Raw genomic sequence first — 18,838 nt, 5'->3', positions numbered from 1 at the left:
AGACCCCGAAACTTCACTTGATGTAATAAGGTTTCTATAAAGCCATTGTTTAGCAGTGCCTTACTTCTTTATTATATGCAAATTACCCCTAGATTATAACCCAAAATAAAGTAATATGAAATTAAAAATTACAATATTAATTGTTTTGATGTGTTGTGGTTTAACTGGACTACATGCACAAAACTCTTGTTTGTTAACAGAAGATAACTTAAGGGAGCAATATGCACAGAATCCCAGGTTAAAAGCACAACATGATAGACTGAATAAATCAGCAAAAATAAAGGAAAGAGCAGCAAAAATGGGGTTCGCTTCAAGATCTGCTACTTCTTGGGAAATTCCTGTAGTTGTTCACGTATTAGGTGAAACACAATGGGGGAAATCCGTTACATATGAGAAAGTTAAAAATGCGATAGATATCGTAAATGAGAACTTTCAAGGACTAAATGCCGATTTTAATACAGTTGATCCAGCGTTTGATGCTGTAAAATCTTCAATCAGCGTAACCTTTAAACTTGCAAAAATAGATCCTCAAGGAGGAAGTACTAGTGGTGTACTCTTTTACGAAGAAGAAGTCGGACTTGGTCTTAATACAACCTTTTATCAGAATAAAGTAAAAGAATATTCATGGGATAATTATAGGTATATGAACTTATTTATCCTGGCTGATCTTAAAAATGATGAAAATTCATCAAACTCTGGTGTGGCATGGTATCCCAGTACATGGGATTCTGATCAAGGTATAGCTAGAGCAGTTATGAATGGTAGTATGATACATGATAATTATCATCATCAGGAATTTGCCCAGCTTACCCATGAGTTTGGACATTGGTTAAACCTTATACATACATTTAATGGTGGTTGTGATGATCCTAATGGAGATCATGTTGATGATACTCCAAAAGAGGATTCGAATTCAGGAGATAAAGGATGTACCGTAGGAGCAACAGAATGTGGTAACCTTATTAATTATGAAAATTATATGGGATATGATGCTGCAACAGGATGTTCAAAAATGTTTACAGCAGGTCAGGTAGCTAGAATGGAGGCAGCTCTAGAAGATCCAACAAGAGAACCTTTATGGCAAGCAACAAACCTTACAGCAACAGGTGTTAATGCTACTAAAGGAGTTATAGCTATGAAATATGGAGAAGTTGTAGAGTCAAGAGCAAATGATGGTACTATTACTGATAGAGATTATGAAATTACAATTACAGGATCAACTTTTTCTATGAATTCTGGTACAATGTCTTCAGGCACTCACTTTACGACAGATTTACCAGCAGGTGTTAATGCTTCTATCACTGTCGTTAATAATACAAAAGTAAATGTGAAGTTTAGCGGACAAGTAGCTAATCATGGGAGAGCAGATATCATCAAAGCCAAGAGCATTACGTTTACCAATGCTGCTATTACAGGAGGAACGACAAGTGTGAATGCTTCTAAGGTGTCTTTTAATTTTAGATTCTTTGATCCTTATTATATTAAGCATGTAGATCCATTTACTCAAGAAGTTAACACAACAGCTGCTTGGCAAACTTTTCCATTATATGCAGGTTTGTATTATAATAAAAGAGGGATTTTTTATGAAAATGGAGGTTTTTACTTTGAGACCTTTGGAACCGATCTGGTTTTGGATGGAAACACAAGAAATGTTACTTTTCTTCAAGAAGATGAATTAATCTCTGATGCGAGTAATTGGAAAACAGGTCAGAGTCATCCAAACTTGCCTAAAGTTTATGCAGATGACTATACCGTTTGGAAAGGAAAAACAGGGTATATTGGTTTTCAGGTAACCGCATACCCAGGTGAAGTAAATTATGGATGGTTAAAAGTAGAAATCACAGCAGATGCTTCGGCAATGAAAATACTTGCTTATGGAATTAATCTAGAACCTAACGGTCCAATTAGAGCAGGTAAAAGTACTTTGGTAACAACGCCTGATCCAACTTGTACTGATGGTATCCAGAATGGAGATGAAACTGGTGTAGATTGTGGCGGTTCATCCTGTAACCCTTGTCAAACATCAGCAGCATATTGTGATGCTTCTAATGCAGGAACAGGATTAAATATTACCAATGTAAGTTTTGGACAAATTGACCATTCATCTTCTGGAGATAACAATTATGTAGACAATACTTCTGTTACAACTACGGCAGACAAAGGTAGTACCGTAGCACTTACCGTAGGAATCAATAACTATAGCTGGTCTGGAAATGCAGTTGGAGTATGGATCGACTGGAATAATGATAAAGATTTTGAAGATGCAGGAGAAAAAGTACTTTCTAAATACGGATCAGGTCCTTATAATACAAATGTTACTATTCCTGCAACGGCAGAAACTGCTAATGTAAGAATGAGAGTACGTATAGGATATGGATCAGAAGACAAGATTACTCCTTGTGGTGCAGATACATATTTAGGTGAAGTAGAAGATTACATAGTAAATATAGGAGGAAGTGCTCCCACACCAACATGTAATGACGGAATTCAGAATGGAGATGAGACAGGTGTAGATTGTGGTGGTACGTCTTGTGCTGCATGTCAGGTTGAACCAAACTGTAACGATGGTATCCAGAATGGAGATGAAACGGGTGTTGATTGTGGTGGCTCTTCTTGTAATCCATGTCAAACATCTACTTCATATTGTGTTGCAGGGAATCAAGGTTCTAATTATATAGCAACTGTTAATTTTGGAACTATTTCACATTCCAGTCAAAACAGTGCATATACAGATAATACTTCTATAAGTACCAACGTAACAAAAGGAGAATCTATAACGCTAACCGTTAATTCTGGAAATGATAGTTGGGGTTCTAATGTTATTGGAGGATGGATAGACTGGAATCAAAATGGTGATTTTGGAGATGCAGGAGAAGAAGTTTTAATGAAACCAAAAGGTTCAGGAGCTGGAATTGCTACCGTAGTTATTCCTAATACAGCTTTAGAAGGTACTACCAGATTACGTGTACGTTACAGATGGTGGAGTAACCCTTCTCCTTGTGGTGCTACAGAAGGAGATGAAGTAGAAGATTATTCTGTGGTAGTATCTGGAGGTTCAACCCCAACCCCGACATGTACTGATGGAATTCAGAATGGAGATGAAACTGGTGTAGATTGCGGTGGGTCATCATGTTCGCCTTGTCAAGCTACTCCAACATGTACAGATGGTATTCAGAATGGAGACGAAACCGGTGTAGATTGTGGAGGTACTTCTTGTACACCATGTGCTACCAGCGGAACTGTAGTGTATCAAGATATATTTGAGAATAATGTAGATGATATAGCACTTTCTAATACTGCTACATGGAATTTCTTTAGAATTGAAGTTGGAGATGATAATGGTTTTGGAGCCTGGTATAGTGGAGGCCTAAGATTAGTAAACTATGGAAAAGATATGATAACAGAAGGAACTACTAGTAATGTAACGATGCTTGGAGAAGGTGTGGTGGTAGGACCATCTAGCAATTTTACTTCAAATAGTAATAGTTTTATGGTAAGTTCTTCTTCATACACTGCATGGAACGGAAATTCTGGATACCTTGGATTCTCTTTCAAAATAAGTGGAAATACGCATTATGGATGGATGTATGTAACGGTTGCAGCAGACGGATTGTCATATACCATATTGGATTATGCATATAATTCTACAGCGGGAGAAGGTTTAACAACAACTAGGTCAACAGGAAAATCTGCTTCTATTGATAGTAACTTAAGTGGATATCCAAACCCATTCGAAAAATTTGTAAATATAGATGTTTCTAACATTGATGGTGATAATTTAAATATTACAGTTTATGATATTACCGGAAAAGTACTGTTAGAAAGAAATTACGGAACTAATCCAGGTCAGATCGTTATTAATGATGAGATCAAGAACTCTGGAAGTTATTTCGTAAAAGTTGCAACAAATAGAACTACTCAAACTTTGAGATTAGTTAAAAAATAGAATAGTATTCGTAAAGATTGTATTCATTAAAATTGTAAGTTAGAGTGATTAACACTCGGTATTAACAAAGTGATTTTAGGAAGTCTTTCATTAATTTGAAAGACTTCTTTTTTTATATGTAATATTCTTGATTAAGAATCCTGTCAATATTTAAGAAAATATTTTTTTTAAACGTATATATGGGCAGGAAATGAGTTAAAAAAGCGCTTTTAGATCTATATTTAATACGTATCTAACTCAATAAATCTCACATTCTTCAAAAATACTTGTATATATGTAGAGTTTTTAGCCGAAAACAGGATCATTGATACCACATTTTATTTGGTATTTGTTTAAAAAACTGTTCCTTTGAAGCTAAATTTTAAAAATATATGACCAAATTCAAAGCCTGGATATCTGCTGCCAGATTAAGAACATTACCATTATCAGTTTCAGGAATTATAATAGGTTCTTCTTTAGGTTGTAATCATTATATATATTCAGAAAAAGGGCTAGATATGTTAAATACCCAAACCTCATTAGCATTTTATCAAACGGCTATTTTTTGGTTGGCAATAGCAACGACTTTGAGTTTACAAATCTTATCTAATTTTGCAAATGATTATGGAGATGGTGTAAAAGGAACAGATAATGAAGATAGAGTAGGGCCACAGAGGGCTTTGCAAAGTGGGGCAATATCAAAAAAAGAAATGTTTACAGGGATATGTATTACCACAATTATTACATTAATTGTTGCAATTACATTGATATATGTTTCCTTCGGAAAAGAAAACTTTTTGTATTCATTGTTTTATTTCTTTTTAGGTTTAGCTGCTATTGTGGCTGCAATCAAATATACGATGGGTAATTCTGCCTATGGTTATCGGGGGTTGGGAGATGTTTTTGTATTTGTTTTTTTTGGATTGGTTAGTGTTGTTGGGTGTTATTTTTTGTTTACGAAACAAATAAATATTTTTATTTTTCTTCCCGCTATTACTATAGGTTTGTTAAGTACTGCTGTGCTTAATTTAAATAATATGAGAGACTATGAAAGTGATAAAAAAGCAGGTAAAAATACATTGGTCGTAAAACTTGGTATACCAAAAGCAAGGGGATATCATTTTTCCATCTTATTTATCGCAATGTTATCTATGGTGGTGTACGTATATTTTAATTATGTTACCATTAAAAGCATGCTATTTCTACTTACCTATACCCCGCTGATCATTCATATAATTAAAGTAAAAAAGACAAAAAGCCCTAAATTATTAGATCCCGAATTAAAGAAAGTTGCTTTAACAACATTTTTACTAGCACTACTGTTCAGTTTAGGTCAGATTTTATAATTTAGAGTTTAAATTGTAAATAGCTTTCTGGCTTACAGATTTTTTTATAATTGATAGTGATTTATATATAATTAACATCTCATAAAAATGAAAATTACATTTTACGGTCAAAATACTTTGTTGATAGAAGTTAACGGAAAAAATATTCTTGTAGATCCCTTTATTACTGGTAATCCATTAGCAAAAGATAAAGTAGCAGTAGATGAGATTAAAGCAGACTATATTTTATTAACACATGCTCATCAGGACCATGTTCTTGATGCAGAGGTTATTGCAAAAAACAATAAGGCTACTATTGTTTCTAATTATGAAATCGCCATGTACTACCAAAGTAGAGGTATTGATGTACACCCTATGAATCATGGTGGTGGTTGGTCTTTTGATTTTGGAGAAGTAAAGTATGTAAATGCAATTCATACCAGTAGCTTTGCTGATGGGACATATGGTGGGCAGCCAGGAGGTTTTGTACTTAAAGGAGCTGATAAAACTATTTATATAGCGGGGGATACTGCTTTAACAATGGATATGAAATTAATTCCTTTATCATTCTCAATAGACTTAGCAATACTGCCTATAGGGGATAATTTTACGATGGGAGTAGATGATGCTATAATAGCTAGTGATTTTGTAGCGTGTAACAAAGTGTTGGGAGTACATTATGACACCTTCGGTTATATTGAGATTGATCATGATAGTGCAAAACAAAAGTTTTCTGATAAAAACAAAGATTTAGTATTGTTAGATATTGCACAGAGTATAGAAATCTAATGAAAGCAAGTTATCATAAATATATTCTAGAATTTAAACAACCAAGTGGAACCTCTAGGGGTGTTTTAAAAACTAAAGAAACTTGGTTTTTGATTATCGCTAGTAATGGCAAACAGGGCATAGGTGAATGTGGAATCCTTAGGACACTAAGTATTGATGATAGACCTGATTATGAAGATAAACTAAAGTGGGTATGTGAAAACATTCACTTGGGAGTGGATAAACTATGGAAAGAGCTCAAAGAATTTCCGAGTATTCAGTTTGGTATAGAAATGGCCTTTAAGTCGTTAGAAAGTGATACCTCTTTTTTATTGTTTCCTTCAGATTTTAGTATGCATAATGATTGTATTCCTATTAATGGACTTATTTGGATGGGAAGTAAGCAATTTATGTATGAGCAAATTCTAGATAAATTAGAAAATGGATTCGATTGCATTAAAATGAAAATTGGGGCAATTGATTTTGAATCAGAGATAGACTTGTTGTCCTATATACGATCTAATTTTTCTTCAAAACAAATAGAGTTAAGAGTAGATGCTAACGGTGCATTTGAAAGTGAAGAAGCATTAGATAAATTAAAAAAACTAGCTGCTTTCGAACTGCATAGTATAGAGCAGCCTATACGACAAGGACAATATGAAGATATGGAGGTATTATGTAAAGAAACTCCATTGTCAATTGCATTGGATGAAGAGTTGATCGGAGTTTTTGAACTAAATCAGAAAAAGGAATTGTTGCAGCGTATAAAACCGCAATATATTATTCTAAAACCTAGTTTGATAGGAGGTTTTAAAGGAACCAAAGAGTGGATTGATATTGCAGAGTCTTTACAGATAGGATGGTGGATTACCAGCGCTTTAGAAAGTAATATTGGTTTGAATGCAATAGCACAGTTTACATATACCTTAAATAATAAGATGCCACAAGGTTTAGGTACCGGAGGCCTATATACCAATAATTTTGAGTCTCCATTATATGTTCACAACGGAACATTGAAATATGACCCTAAAAAGGAATGGGAAGTTAATTTTTAATATAAAAAATAGTATGTATATCACACAAGGAAGACAAGGACAATTAGGAATGTGGAAATACTTGCCATTACCCATAGCCTTTATATTATTAATGGCTGCTAACTACTTTGTTACTGATATGCTTGGAGCAGATGTTACTGAGATTATAAAACAACAAATCAGTGCTAAAGGAAAAAATCAGTTTTTTGCAGAAAACATGATACCATTCGTATTTCTGCTAGGAGGATTGTTTTTTTGGGTGCGCTATGTACATCAACAATCGTTATTATCTCTTACCACTAGCAGAAAAAAAGTAGACTGGGGTAGAGTGTTCTTTAATTTTATGATAGTGGGACTCTTTATTGCGATTTCTACTATAATCTCTTACTATGTAAGCCCCGAAATCTATCAGATTAATTTTGAACCTGCTTCATTTTTCATATTAGCTATTATTTCGTTGTTATTAGTTCCTATACAGACCAGTTTCGAAGAATATTTTTTTAGAGGATATTTAATGCAGGGATTAGGGTTGGCGTTTAAAAATAAATGGATTCCTCTTTTGGTAACCTCTGTGCTTTTTGGTCTTATGCATATAGCGAATCCCGAAGTCGAGAAAATTGGCTATATTATTATGTTTTATTACATAGGTACTGGCTTATTTTTAGGAATTATAACACTAATGGATGAGGGATTAGAACTTGCTCTAGGTTTTCATGCTGCGAATAACCTAGTTACCGTACTTTTGATAACAGCAGATTGGACTGCACTACAAACAGATTCTATATTCTTGGATATATCAGAACCAAGTGCTGGATTTGATGTTTTTTTACCATTGTTGATTGTTTTTCCTATTATTTTTATGGTACTGTCTAAAAAATATGGCTGGTCTGGATGGAAAAATAAGCTTTTTGGAAATATTGTACCGTAAATATCAGATAATAAAACCATAATGTACTCTTTACTTTTTGTTAACCCACGGGTACATTATAAATTTGAAATTTGAATATGCAAACAAGTAAAACCTTTTTTAAATTCGAAGTACATCCAGAGTTTTCTGTTAATAAGAATACGCTGGATAGAGAAGGTTTAAAATATTTGGCATATAACTTTATTAAAGACGGTGAAGTTTATCAACAAGATATAGGTAATTTTTTGCTAAACTGGCTAAATGATAAAGATTACATTGTTGTGCAAACCTCTGGCTCTACGGGCAAACCTAAAAAAATTAGGGTTCTTAAACAGCATATGATCAACAGTGCTCGTGCTTCAGGTAGTTTTTTTAAGGTCGAAGCAAGCACTACTGCATTATTATGTTTATCCGCAACTTATATCGCAGGTAAGATGATGTTGGTAAGAGCCATGGTATTAGGATGGAAACTTGACCTGGCACCTCCTGTAACAAATCCTTTGGATAATATTTATAAACAATACGATTTTTGTGCAATGGTGCCGTTGCAATTAGATAATTCTCTAAACCGTTTACATTTAATTAGAAAATTAATTGTGGGTGGTGGTACTATTTCAGAAAACTTAAAAAATTTAGTACAAGGTATTAAAACCAAAGTATATGAAACTTATGGGATGACAGAAACTGTTTCTCATATTGCTGCCAGAAGGATTAATCCTAAAAAAAAGGAAAAAAGAGAAACAAGATATTTTAAGGCATTACCAAATATTTCTATTAATCTAGATGATAGGGATTGTTTGATAATAAAGGCTCCTCTTTTAAACAATGACATTATTACAACTAATGATGTAGTCGAATTAAAGACTTATAAAAAGTTTATTTGGAAAGGAAGATATGATAATGTTGTAAATAGTGGAGGGATTAAATTGTTTCCAGAAGAAATAGAAGCTAAGTTACAGCCTTTGATTGGACATCGTTTTTTTATTTCTTCATTACCAGATGACGCTTTAGGAAATAAGCTGATACTTCTTGTAGAACAGGTTTATGATAAAATTACTCATTTGTCTTTGCAAGAAAGTATAAGCAATTTAAAAACTCTAGGAAAGTATGAAGTTCCTAAGGAAATATTTTTTCTTCCACAATTTATTGTGACAGAAAATGGTAAGTTACAACGTCAAAAAACACTGCAAATAGTGATTGATTTTAAATACTAAGCAAAAGTTTACATGAAGCTACTTAATTGCCACTGATTCAATTACTTGGGTTGTTTTTATTTGTAAGTTTTTGGGTAGTATATTATCTTTAGGTAATACAGCAAGGTATCGATCGTTATTAGAATTATATACCTTTTTAAAGATCGGTTTATCAAAGTTAAGAGCATCGCAAATCTCTTTAATGAGATCAAGATGATATATCAAATCAGTACTTCCCAAATGAAAAACTCCCTTTTTTTTCTGATTAATGATATAATGTATTTGTTGTGTTAGTTTGGATATAGAAGTAGCATTAATAATTACATTAGGAAACACTTCTATAGGAGCGTTTAGTTCGTACAGGGTTTTTATTTCTTGTACTCTAGGTGTAGTTGCTCCAAAAATCATAGGTATTCGAGCAATTACATATTTGTGAGCAGGAAGCCTCATCAAGGCATTTTCTATCTTAATTTTAAATCTACCAAAAATACTTTCGCTTAAAGTTTTATCATACTCGTATGATGGGAAATTACTAAAATAGTCAAATACATTGGCACTAGAGAGAAATATTAGACGACATGAATTTGCACTGATCCATTTTATAATACGGTAGTGTGCATCAAGTTGTGAAGTAAAATTACCTCTAAACGCAGAAATGATAATTGTTGGTTTTAGATTGTCAAGAAGGATAGAAATATCTTCTAGTTCCATGTCATATTGAAAAAACTTTTGATTTTTTTCATAAAATGCATTGTCAGTTCGATACGTTCCATATGTATCAAAATAAGAATTGAGCTCTTTGTAGAGCGCATTTCCTATAAACCCACTGGCACCTATGATTAAAATTTTTTCCAAAATATACGGTATAAAAAAAGTTAAGTTTCAGAATATAATAAAATATAACCCCGAAACTTAACTATAATTATTTTTACGATGCTAATTAACCTTTATAAAAGGGTAATTTAACAACTGTAGCAGCAACGGCATTTTTACGAACTTGTACATTTATTTTACTACCTTGTTTAGAAAGGATAGTTGGTACATAACCCAAACCAATTCCTTTTCCTAAGGAAGGAGACATAGTACCAGAGGTTACTTCACCAATTTTAACTCCATTTCCATCAACAATATCATAACCCTGACGAGGAATACCACGCTCATCAAATTCGAAGGCGATTAACTTTCTTTCTACTCCTTTTTCCTTCTGAGCTGCCAAATCATCAGCATTGATAAAGTCTTTGGTGAATTTTGTGATCCAACCCAAACCTGCTTCTATAGGAGAGGTTGTATCGTTTATATCATTTCCGTACAAACAATATCCCATTTCTAATCGTAAAGTATCTCTAGCTGCAAGACCGATCGGTTTGATACCAAAATCTGCTCCTGCTTCAAAAGCTTTATCCCATATTTGCTGTACTTCAGAGTTTTTACAATAGATCTCAAAACCACCGCTACCTGTATATCCTGTTGCAGAAATGATAACATTCTCGACACCTGCAAATTCTGCAACTTCGAATGTGTAGAACTTCATTTCGGCAAGATTAACAGAAGTTAACGATTGCATTGCATCTACCGCCTTTGGTCCTTGAATAGCTAATAAAGAATATTCGTCTGATAAATTACGCATTTCTGCATTCATAGTATTGTGACTACTAATCCAATCCCAATCTTTCTGAATGTTTGACGCATTTACAACCAATAAGTATTTTTCATCTTCTAATTTGTAAACAATAAGATCATCTACAATTCCACCTTTATCATTCGGTAAACAACTGTATTGTGCTTTTCCGTCTACTAATTTAGATGCATCGTTAGAAGTTACTCTTTGAATAAGGTCTAACGCGTTTGGACCAGTGATTAAAAATTCTCCCATATGAGATACATCAAAAACACCCACTCCTTTACGGACAGTTTCGTGTTCTATGTTGACACCTTCATAGGATACAGGCATATTATAACCAGCAAAAGGAACCATTTTTGCTCCTAATGCAATATGAGTTTCTGTTAAGGCAGTATTTTGCATAATAATGTGATTTAATAATATCAAATTGAGGCCGAAAGTAACAAACTTTATGTAGGTATACAACGCTTTTTTGTTATAATCATATAGAAGCGGTTTAAACTTTTTTCAAATTGATAATAAAATGACTTTTTATAGCTACATTTTGTAATTATGAACTTAAATAATATTGCCGTATGCCTAAAAAATGTGCGGTTATTTTTAACTTTCAATTTAGAAGGCGATCATTACAAATTTTCTCTTTTTTGAGTCATTACAAGCTTTGTGAATGAATTACTAATAGCTAAAAGAAATATACTAATATAGTAACTCTATTTTTGATGCTAAATCTATTATAGAGCTACAATGGTTCAAAATGTATAAAAATAAAGATTAATTAACGTGCCAAAATTATTAATGGGGAGCCATATTTATTAGCAATCTATAGCAATCTCAATCTTTTTAAGTTGTTTCCAAACCTGATGTTCAAGGTTTTGCGGTGATATGTTAAACAAAACAAGATGTCTTTTGGTTTGATCACAATATTGTTGAGTTACAATGATGTTTAATTGTACTTCTTTGTTAGCGGTAAACGAATCATGTGTAATTACTTTTCCTATAAAATGGGTATCGTTTATTTTTTCAAAAAATGCTTTAGATTTAAAATCATCTTTTTTGACAAGGCCATTGAAATAAGCTTCCATTTCACCTTCTAATTTCTTAGAAGATAATTTTGGATCTTCATTAATATCCCATAAAAATGCATAAGAAAAATAGTCCAAAGCAGTTATATCTCCCCAACCTGGTGCAAAACGTACATATTCTTCACCAGAGTATTTTAAATTGGGAGCAAACCCAAGAGGAAATTTAATTATCTCACTTTTCCAATTTTCTGGAGCAAGTAGTTTATTTTCTGGACTATAAGTGTTACATTGTATAAAAAACAATGCATACATAATAAAAGGTACGGTTTTTGTACTAAACATGTGTGAAAGTCTATTTAAATGCTAAATGTACAAAATTGTACAATGATAAGTTTTTAATAAATTTGTAGACTGGGAAAAAAGAATACAAAATAAATAAAATGAATACGTATAGAATATTTTTACTACTTGTTATTATGTTGATTCAGAATGGTTTTTCGCAAACTGATTATGATCGACTGGAGGCCGAAATTATTAATGTTGAAAAAACAATTGTGGCCAAACTTACGGGACATGAGCCCATTAAAGGAAGAAAAAAATTAAGCAGCAGAGCTTCTGACTCTGAACGTAAGGTTACTGCGGATTTTTTGTATAATTCTCTAAAAGACATAGGTCTTAAAGCTCAAAAACATGAGTATAATGTAAAGAATAAAAAAGGGGATATTTTTAAAGGAATGAATGTGTATGCAGAGATTCCCGCAACGAATGGTAGCAAAGAATATGTTATTATAGCCTCGCACTTTGATACTGTAGAGAATAGCCCAGGTGCTGTGCATAATGCTACAGGTGTGGCTATTGCTTTTTATGTAGCAAAAAAAATAGCAGAATTAAAAGAACGTAACAAGAGTTTTATTGTGGTCTTTTTTGATCATTGGAAAAGTAATTTAATCGGAACCAGATTATTTACTAAAAAGTTGAAAGAAGAAAACTATACTATACACTCTATGCATCGAGCTGACTATATGGGTTGGGATAATGATGAAGATAGAGCTATTGAATTACTAGCTTCTAATATAAGTTTGGAGTCATTATATCGTATAGAATCACCTGTGCCTATTTACAAAAGAATTGTAGCAACACCAGAGAGCAGATTCTTTGCCAATTTTGGTTTTGATACGGTAACATTGACAGCAGAATTAAGAAATGCTGATAATTCTCCCTTTGTTCGTAAAAGTGAAGATAAATATACTACGGTGAATTTTAAATACTTGGCTTCTACCACCAATATTATATATAAAGTGATGAAATCACTGGCCAAATAAAAATATTATTAAGCCCATTTTCTTTTCTATTTAAGTGTTATTAATTTAATTCTTAGTGATGCGAAAATGGGTTTTATTGTTTACATTTTTTTCTTCGTATTGTGATATTTACAATCTAAAAATATACTTATACCATGTTGAATTGTAATATCTTATCTGTGTTTTTCTTTGCTTTCAAAACAGTGTTTTGTGAAAAAAACATAGTCTTTTCGAGCGTTTATGAATATGATTATATAATCAATATTTTATTATCAAATTTATTATAAATATTAAAAAAAAGTAATAATAATATTGTCAAATTTTATTATTACTTATACTTCTTTCAATAAAATATCAATTATATTTGTTTACATAACACAAGTATCTTTGATTCATTTAACTGCCTCTTTAGTTCTTTATAATAATAATGTCGATGACGTTAATAAGGTAGTACACAGTCTTTTTTCTTCTTACCCAAACGCCAATTTATTTATTGTAGATAACTCTTCAAAAAGTAGAGAATTTCATTTTAAGAACTATAAAAATGTTACTTATATTTTTAACGGTAAAAATCTAGGCTTTGGTATGGCACATAATATTGCCATTAAAAAAGCTATTACCTTAAAATCAAAATATCATGTGATTATGAATCCTGATATTAGCTTTAGTAAGGAAGTTATCAATAAGCTTATTGGTTTTATGGATCAAAATGGAGAAATAGGGCTGCTAATGCCAAAAATACTATACCCTTCTGGCAAACAACAGTTTTTATGTAAGCTGATACCAAGTCCTAAAAACTTAATTATAAGACGTTTTTCTCCGATTAAACGGTGGATTCAAAAGAATAATAAAACATATGAATTACGTTTTTTTGAGCATGATAAAAATATAGAGATTCCTTACGTATCCGGATGTTTTATGTTCACAAGAACTGACATTCTTAAACAAGTAAGTGGATTTGACGAACGTTTCTTCTTATATTTTGAAGATTTGGATCTTACTAGACGTATTGGCAGAATATCCAAAACAGTTTTTTTTTCAGAAACAGCTGTTTATCACAAATACAATAAAGAATCTTATACAAATAATAAGGTATTTATGCATCATATTGTATCATCAATTAAATACTTTAATAAATGGGGTTGGCTTGTTGATAGAGAAAGAAAAATTATAAATAAAAAAACGCTTCTTCAATTTTCTGAATATAAAAAATGACTATTCTAAAAACTATAACATATTTTTCATTGTTTAACCATCCTCTTACCAAAGAGGAAATATTTAGGTTTTGTAAATACACAAATAAAGAAGAATTTATAGAACGATTGGAGGAACTAGAGTATAAACAAATAATATATAATGTAAAGGATCATTATTTTTTTGAGCCTAATGGAAAAACGCTCCAAAAACGAATTAACGGAAATAAAGCGGCAGAAGAAATTATGCCTAAAGCTTGGGAAGTAGGAAAGTTCATTTCTAAGTTTCCTTATGTGAGAGGGGTATGTATTTCTGGATCACTTTCCAAAGGATATTTTGATAAAGATAGTGACATAGATTTTTTTATTATCTCAGAAAAAAACAGATTATGGATTACAAGAACCTTCTTAGTACTTTATAAAAAAATGTTTTTACTAAACTCTAAAGAGTTTTTTTGTGTAAATTACTTCATGAGTAGTGGATACTTAAAAGTTGATGAAGAAAATAGATTTACTGCTACCGAAGTTGCTACACTCGCTCCCTTGTACGGAAAAGAGATTTATACAGCATTTACAAAGAGAAATGAATGGGTATATTCTTTCTTTCCAAACTTAGAAAAAGACATTGGTAACAATGCAAAAGAGATTCGTAAATCGACTTTATCTAAGCTAATAGAGTGGGGGTTAAACTCAAGAATAGGTGATTTTTTTGAACGTTTTTTTATGAAAAAAACGATTAAGAGGTGGAATAAAATGTTTAATCATTTATCAGATGAAGAATTTAAAATTGCTTTTAAATCTTCTGAAAATATGTCAAAACATCACCCTCAAAACTTTCAAACAAAGGTATTACATCGATTAAATGAAAGATATAGTGAAATAGAAAAAACGTACGGAATTAAACTAGATAAAGAATATGCTTAAAGTAGCTTTCTCACACTCATTTTTTTATCGTTTTGATAAAAAACAATGGAAAAACAAAACACCGTTCCCTCCTTTGGGAACTATCTATGCTGCTTCTTATTTAAGAGAGAATGGTTATAAAGTATCGTTGTTTGACACCGGGTTATTAGAAGATGTTAGTACCCTTGATTCTTTTTTTGATAAAAATAACACTCCAGATGTTTTCGTAATTTATGATGACGGTTTCAATTATCTTACAAAAATGTGCCTAACTACAATGCGAGAAGCTGCTTTTGAAATGATTGCTTTTGCTAAAAGTAAAAAATGTAAAGTAGTAGTATGTAGTTCGGACTCAACAGATCATTATGAAAAATATTTGGATGCTGGAGCCGATTATGTAATTCAAGGAGAAGGAGAAGTTACTTTGAAAGAGTTAGTCGATACTATAAAAGATAAACAAGACCCTTACTTGTTAAATGGATTGGTCTATAAAAATGATGAAGGTACAATCACTAAAAATCCCAAAAGACCTGTTTATAAAGATTTAGACGATTTCCCTCTACCAGCTTGGGATTTAATAGATGTTCAGGCATATAAAAATATATGGAAACAAAGTGGTAAAGAATTTACGTTAAACATGGCTACTACTAGAGGATGCCCATATAAGTGCAACTGGTGTGCCAAGCCTATTTATGGAAACAGGTACAATTCACATTCACCAGAGTATATTAGTAAACATATTCAGCTTTTACAAGATAACTATGGAGTACGTAAATTTTGGATGTGTGATGATATTTTTGGCCTAAAACCAGGTTGGGTGCAAGAGTTTAACGAGTGCTTAAAAGAAAAAGATTTAAAAATCTCTTATTATATACAAAGTAGAGTAGATCTATTGCTAAAAGAAGATACCATAGATTGCCTAGCAGAATCTGGTTTGGAAGAAGTTTGGGTTGGTGCAGAAAGCGCATCACAAAAGATTTTGGATGCTATGGATAAAGGGATTACCGTTGATCAAATTTATGAAGCAACGCGATTATTAAAGGCAAAAAACATTAAAGTAGCATTCTTTTTGCAGTTTGGATACCTATCAGAAAACCAGGAAGATATTTATAAGACCATTGCTATGGTAAAAGAGTTAATACCTGATAATATTGGAGTTTCTGTTTCTTATCCGCTTCCCGGAACGAAGTTTTATGACAAAGTAAAAGATGATTTACAACTAAAGGCGAACTGGACCGATTCTGATGATTTGGCCATGATGTTTAGGGGTACTTTTAACTCTAAGTTTTATAAAAAATTACACCGATATATTCATAAGGTTTTTAGAAGAAGTCAAGGATTTGATAAACTTAAAAAAGGCCTTAAAAACCCATTTAGGCTACGATATTTTGAATGGCGACAGATTTTTTCATTGGTGTATTATACACCAGCATCCATCATAAATGGATGGCAGTTAAAAAATATGCAAAATACCGTATGAGTAGTTTTTTTGATATAGCAGCTACTACCTATGATAATACATTTACAAATACAAAAATAGGAAAGGCACAAAGAGAAAAGGTGTACCGCAACCTTCAGTCTATATTTTTGACTTCAGAAAAACTAACTATTCTAGAAGTAAATTGTGGAACAGGAGAGGATGCTTTAGAATTTGATAAAAGAAATCATAAGGTTGTTGCGACAGATATTTCAGAAAATATGGTAGAAATAGCCAAACATAAAGGCAAAAATACCCATGTAGACTTTCATGTGTTGGATTGTAATGCACTTAGCGAGCACCCAGTTAGTAAAAGTAAGTATGATATTATTTTCTCGAATTTTGGTGGACTTAACTGTCTTTCTTATAAAGAAATGCAAGATTTTATACAAGCTACTGCCGGGTTATTAAAACCTTCAGGAAAATTAATCATGGTTTTAATGCCTAAAAATTGTTTTTGGGAACGTTTGTATTTTTCTATAAAAGGAAATTTTAAAAATGCTACCAGAAGAAATACAAATGATGCTGTATCTGTAAATGTAGACGGTACCAAGGTACCTACTTGGTACTATAATCCTAAGGATATTATGCTAATGAAAAATAAAAAGTTTTCTCTGGTCAAATACATTCCTATAGGAATATCGGTGCCACCGTCGTACCTAGAAAAATCATTTATCACCAAATTTCCTATTTGGAATATAATATATACGGTAGAGAAATATATCCATTTTGGATTTTTGGCAAAGTATGCAGATCATTTTTTAATAGAATTACAGAAAAGATGAGTGTTGTTTTAACCCATGCATATTACTTATTTGAAGATGAAAAGGAGCAAAAAATTATGCGCCCATACCCACCATTGGGTTTATTATATATTTCTGGATATCTAAATGAAAAAAAATTACAAAATAGTGTTTTTGATAGTACTTTCTATTCGTTCAAAGAGCAGTTAGAGTTTATAAAAAAGGAACAACCAAAAATTGTTGCTATTTATACTAATTTAATGACAAAGGTTAATGTGATTAAACTGGTAAAAATTTTAAAATCTGATAGTACCTTTGGAAACCCAAAAATTATTCTTGGTGGTCCCGATATTACTTATAACTGTGAAAATTATTTGAGAACTGGGGTAGATTTTTTAATCATTGGCGAAGGAGAACAAACTACTTTCGAACTTTCGAATGCGATTCTAAACAATACGAGTTATAAAGAAATACAAGGCATAGCATATCTATCAAATGAAGAAATAGTTAAAACACCTGCTAGAACTAAAATGAAAGAGTTGGTGCATTTACCGTTACCAAATCGTGAAGCAATACCTATTCATAAATACTTAGATACCTGGAAAAAATACCATGGTAAAAGCTCTATGACAGTAAGTACACAGCGTGGTTGTCCTTATACTTGTAAATGGTGTAGTACTGCGGTATATGGACAAAGTTACAGGCGTAGACCCGCCGATATGGTTGCCAAAGAGTTAAAAATGCTAAAAACCAAATACCAGCCTGATAGTGTCTGGTTTGTAGATGATGTTTTTACTGTAAGTCACAAATGGCTCAAGAGCTTTCATAAAGAAGTATTAGAACAAGATGCTGTAATTCCGTTCGAATGTATTACTCGTGCTGAACGACTGAATGATGAAGTACTACAACTATTAAAAGAAGTGGGTTGCTTTAGGATTTGGATAGGAGCAGAGAGTGGTTCGCAAAAGATCATTAATGCTATGGATAGGAGGGTGGATGTAGGAACCGTAAAAGAAGCCATACAGAAAACCAATGCGTTGGGGATCGAAACCGGTACTTTTATCATGGTTGGATATCCAGGTGAAGATGAACAGGATATAACACAAACGGTTACCTACTTAAAAGAGGCAAACCCTACACTTTTTACCATTACAGTGGCTTATCCTATAAAAGGAACTTCTTTATATAATGAAATAGAAGATAAGATTACTATACAACCCCAATGGGAAACATCAACCGATAGAGAAATTGATTTTAAAAGAACTTATAACCGTAAATATTATGATTATGCGGTAAGTAGAATAGTAAGCGAAGTGAATTATCATAAAAATAAAAAGTTAGGCACAAGTAGGATGCAAACCTATCGATTAAAATTAAAATCTATCTTAGCATTGGCAGCAATGAAATATTATAAACACCAATAATT

General features: G+C 32.2%; 15 protein-coding genes. 12 read left to right on the top strand and 3 right to left on the bottom strand.

What is annotated here, in order from left to right:
* The first annotated feature begins 115 nt into the window (after positions 1 to 115).
* The 6 genes from ABW636_RS16730 (at position 116) to ABW636_RS16705 (ending at position 9,173) form a co-directional block, all read left to right on the top strand.
* The gene (locus ABW636_RS16730; protein WP_367591214.1) at positions 116 to 3,946 is read left to right on the top strand and encodes a zinc-dependent metalloprotease; all 3,831 of its coding nucleotides are present in this window, start codon (positions 116 to 118) and stop codon (positions 3,944 to 3,946) included.
* A gap of 371 nt (positions 3,947 to 4,317) precedes the next feature.
* Positions 4,318 to 5,271 carry a 1,4-dihydroxy-2-naphthoate octaprenyltransferase gene (gene menA / locus ABW636_RS16725; RefSeq protein WP_367591213.1) on the top strand — a complete coding sequence of 318 codons (954 nt, stop codon included), beginning with the start codon at positions 4,318 to 4,320 and terminating at the stop codon, positions 5,269 to 5,271.
* 87 nt (positions 5,272 to 5,358) lie between these two features.
* Positions 5,359 to 6,039, top strand: a complete 681-nt coding sequence (locus ABW636_RS16720) for a metal-dependent hydrolase (protein ID WP_367591212.1) — start codon at positions 5,359 to 5,361, stop codon at positions 6,037 to 6,039.
* Entirely contained in the window at positions 6,039 to 7,073 is a 1,035-nt protein-coding gene (locus tag ABW636_RS16715) for an o-succinylbenzoate synthase (RefSeq protein ID WP_367591211.1), read from the top strand. Before ABW636_RS16720 ends, ABW636_RS16715 begins: the two co-directional genes overlap by 1 nt.
* A 13-nt stretch (positions 7,074 to 7,086) precedes the next feature.
* Complete coding sequence (locus ABW636_RS16710) at positions 7,087 to 7,980, top strand: CPBP family intramembrane glutamic endopeptidase (RefSeq protein ID WP_367591210.1); 894 nt, start codon at positions 7,087 to 7,089, stop codon at positions 7,978 to 7,980.
* A 77-nt stretch (positions 7,981 to 8,057) separates the two neighbouring features.
* On the top strand, positions 8,058 to 9,173 hold the full coding sequence (locus ABW636_RS16705) for an AMP-binding protein (RefSeq protein WP_367591209.1): 1,116 nt from the start codon (positions 8,058 to 8,060) through the stop codon (positions 9,171 to 9,173).
* A gap of 18 nt (positions 9,174 to 9,191) precedes the next feature.
* On the opposite strand, the gene ABW636_RS16700 is transcribed toward ABW636_RS16705, so the two are convergent.
* From ABW636_RS16700 to ABW636_RS16690, 3 genes are all read right to left on the bottom strand, one after another.
* Entirely contained in the window at positions 9,192 to 10,007 is an 816-nt protein-coding gene (locus ABW636_RS16700; RefSeq protein WP_367591208.1) for a sugar nucleotide-binding protein, read from the bottom strand.
* Positions 10,008 to 10,092: 85 nt separating this feature from the next.
* Entirely contained in the window at positions 10,093 to 11,175 is a 1,083-nt protein-coding gene (gene gcvT / locus ABW636_RS16695; protein ID WP_367591207.1) for a glycine cleavage system aminomethyltransferase GcvT, read from the bottom strand.
* 410 nt (positions 11,176 to 11,585) lie between these two features.
* Complete coding sequence (locus ABW636_RS16690) at positions 11,586 to 12,137, bottom strand: hypothetical protein (protein WP_367591206.1); 552 nt, start codon at positions 12,135 to 12,137, stop codon at positions 11,586 to 11,588.
* A gap of 98 nt (positions 12,138 to 12,235) precedes the next feature.
* Between ABW636_RS16690 and ABW636_RS16685 the strand changes: the two genes are divergently transcribed.
* The 6 genes from ABW636_RS16685 to ABW636_RS16660 all read left to right on the top strand — a co-directional run bounded on the left by ABW636_RS16685 (position 12,236) and on the right by ABW636_RS16660 (position 18,836).
* Positions 12,236 to 13,117, top strand: a complete 882-nt coding sequence (locus ABW636_RS16685; protein WP_367591205.1) for a M28 family metallopeptidase — start codon at positions 12,236 to 12,238, stop codon at positions 13,115 to 13,117.
* 291 nt (positions 13,118 to 13,408) lie between these two features.
* Complete coding sequence (locus ABW636_RS16680) at positions 13,409 to 14,311, top strand: glycosyltransferase family 2 protein (RefSeq protein ID WP_367591204.1); 903 nt, start codon at positions 13,409 to 13,411, stop codon at positions 14,309 to 14,311.
* Positions 14,308 to 15,213, top strand: coding sequence for a nucleotidyltransferase domain-containing protein (locus ABW636_RS16675; protein WP_367591203.1), 906 nt, complete (start codon positions 14,308 to 14,310; stop codon positions 15,211 to 15,213). Before ABW636_RS16680 ends, ABW636_RS16675 begins: the two co-directional genes overlap by 4 nt.
* Positions 15,206 to 16,672 carry a B12-binding domain-containing radical SAM protein gene (locus ABW636_RS16670; protein ID WP_367591202.1) on the top strand — a complete coding sequence of 489 codons (1,467 nt, stop codon included), beginning with the start codon at positions 15,206 to 15,208 and terminating at the stop codon, positions 16,670 to 16,672. Before ABW636_RS16675 ends, ABW636_RS16670 begins: the two co-directional genes overlap by 8 nt.
* Positions 16,639 to 17,454: a class I SAM-dependent methyltransferase gene (locus ABW636_RS16665; protein WP_367591201.1), complete on the top strand. Its 816-nt coding sequence runs from the start codon at positions 16,639 to 16,641 to the stop codon at positions 17,452 to 17,454. The genes ABW636_RS16670 and ABW636_RS16665 overlap by 34 nt, the downstream gene beginning before the upstream one ends.
* Positions 17,451 to 18,836, top strand: coding sequence for a B12-binding domain-containing radical SAM protein (locus ABW636_RS16660; protein ID WP_367591200.1), 1,386 nt, complete (start codon positions 17,451 to 17,453; stop codon positions 18,834 to 18,836). Before ABW636_RS16665 ends, ABW636_RS16660 begins: the two co-directional genes overlap by 4 nt.
* Positions 18,837 to 18,838: the final 2 nt, after the last annotated feature.

This window comes from Aquimarina discodermiae, assembly GCF_040786235.1.
Taxonomy (GTDB): Bacteria; Bacteroidota; Bacteroidia; order Flavobacteriales; family Flavobacteriaceae; genus Aquimarina.
Note: the sequence above shows the minus strand (reverse complement) of the source record. Positions and strands in the feature narration are given on the sequence as shown.

Excerpts from the sequence above, each read along its gene's own strand:
- ABW636_RS16675 (WP_367591203.1), top strand. The coding sequence starts at position 14,308 with ATGACTATTCTAAAAACTATAACATATTTTTCATTGTTTAACCATCCT.
- menA (WP_367591213.1), top strand. The coding sequence starts at position 4,318 with ATGACCAAATTCAAAGCCTGGATATCTGCTGCCAGATTAAGAACATTA.
- ABW636_RS16715 (WP_367591211.1), top strand. The coding sequence starts at position 6,039 with ATGAAAGCAAGTTATCATAAATATATTCTAGAATTTAAACAACCAAGT.
- ABW636_RS16730 (WP_367591214.1), top strand. The coding sequence starts at position 116 with ATGAAATTAAAAATTACAATATTAATTGTTTTGATGTGTTGTGGTTTA.
- gcvT (WP_367591207.1), bottom strand. The coding sequence starts at position 11,175 with ATGCAAAATACTGCCTTAACAGAAACTCATATTGCATTAGGAGCAAAA.
- ABW636_RS16665 (WP_367591201.1), top strand. The coding sequence starts at position 16,639 with ATGGCAGTTAAAAAATATGCAAAATACCGTATGAGTAGTTTTTTTGAT.
- ABW636_RS16660 (WP_367591200.1), top strand. The coding sequence starts at position 17,451 with ATGAGTGTTGTTTTAACCCATGCATATTACTTATTTGAAGATGAAAAG.
- ABW636_RS16705 (WP_367591209.1), top strand. The coding sequence starts at position 8,058 with ATGCAAACAAGTAAAACCTTTTTTAAATTCGAAGTACATCCAGAGTTT.
- ABW636_RS16685 (WP_367591205.1), top strand. The coding sequence starts at position 12,236 with ATGAATACGTATAGAATATTTTTACTACTTGTTATTATGTTGATTCAG.
- ABW636_RS16720 (WP_367591212.1), top strand. The coding sequence starts at position 5,359 with ATGAAAATTACATTTTACGGTCAAAATACTTTGTTGATAGAAGTTAAC.
- ABW636_RS16690 (WP_367591206.1), bottom strand. The coding sequence starts at position 12,137 with ATGTTTAGTACAAAAACCGTACCTTTTATTATGTATGCATTGTTTTTT.
- ABW636_RS16670 (WP_367591202.1), top strand. The coding sequence starts at position 15,206 with ATGCTTAAAGTAGCTTTCTCACACTCATTTTTTTATCGTTTTGATAAA.
- ABW636_RS16710 (WP_367591210.1), top strand. The coding sequence starts at position 7,087 with ATGTATATCACACAAGGAAGACAAGGACAATTAGGAATGTGGAAATAC.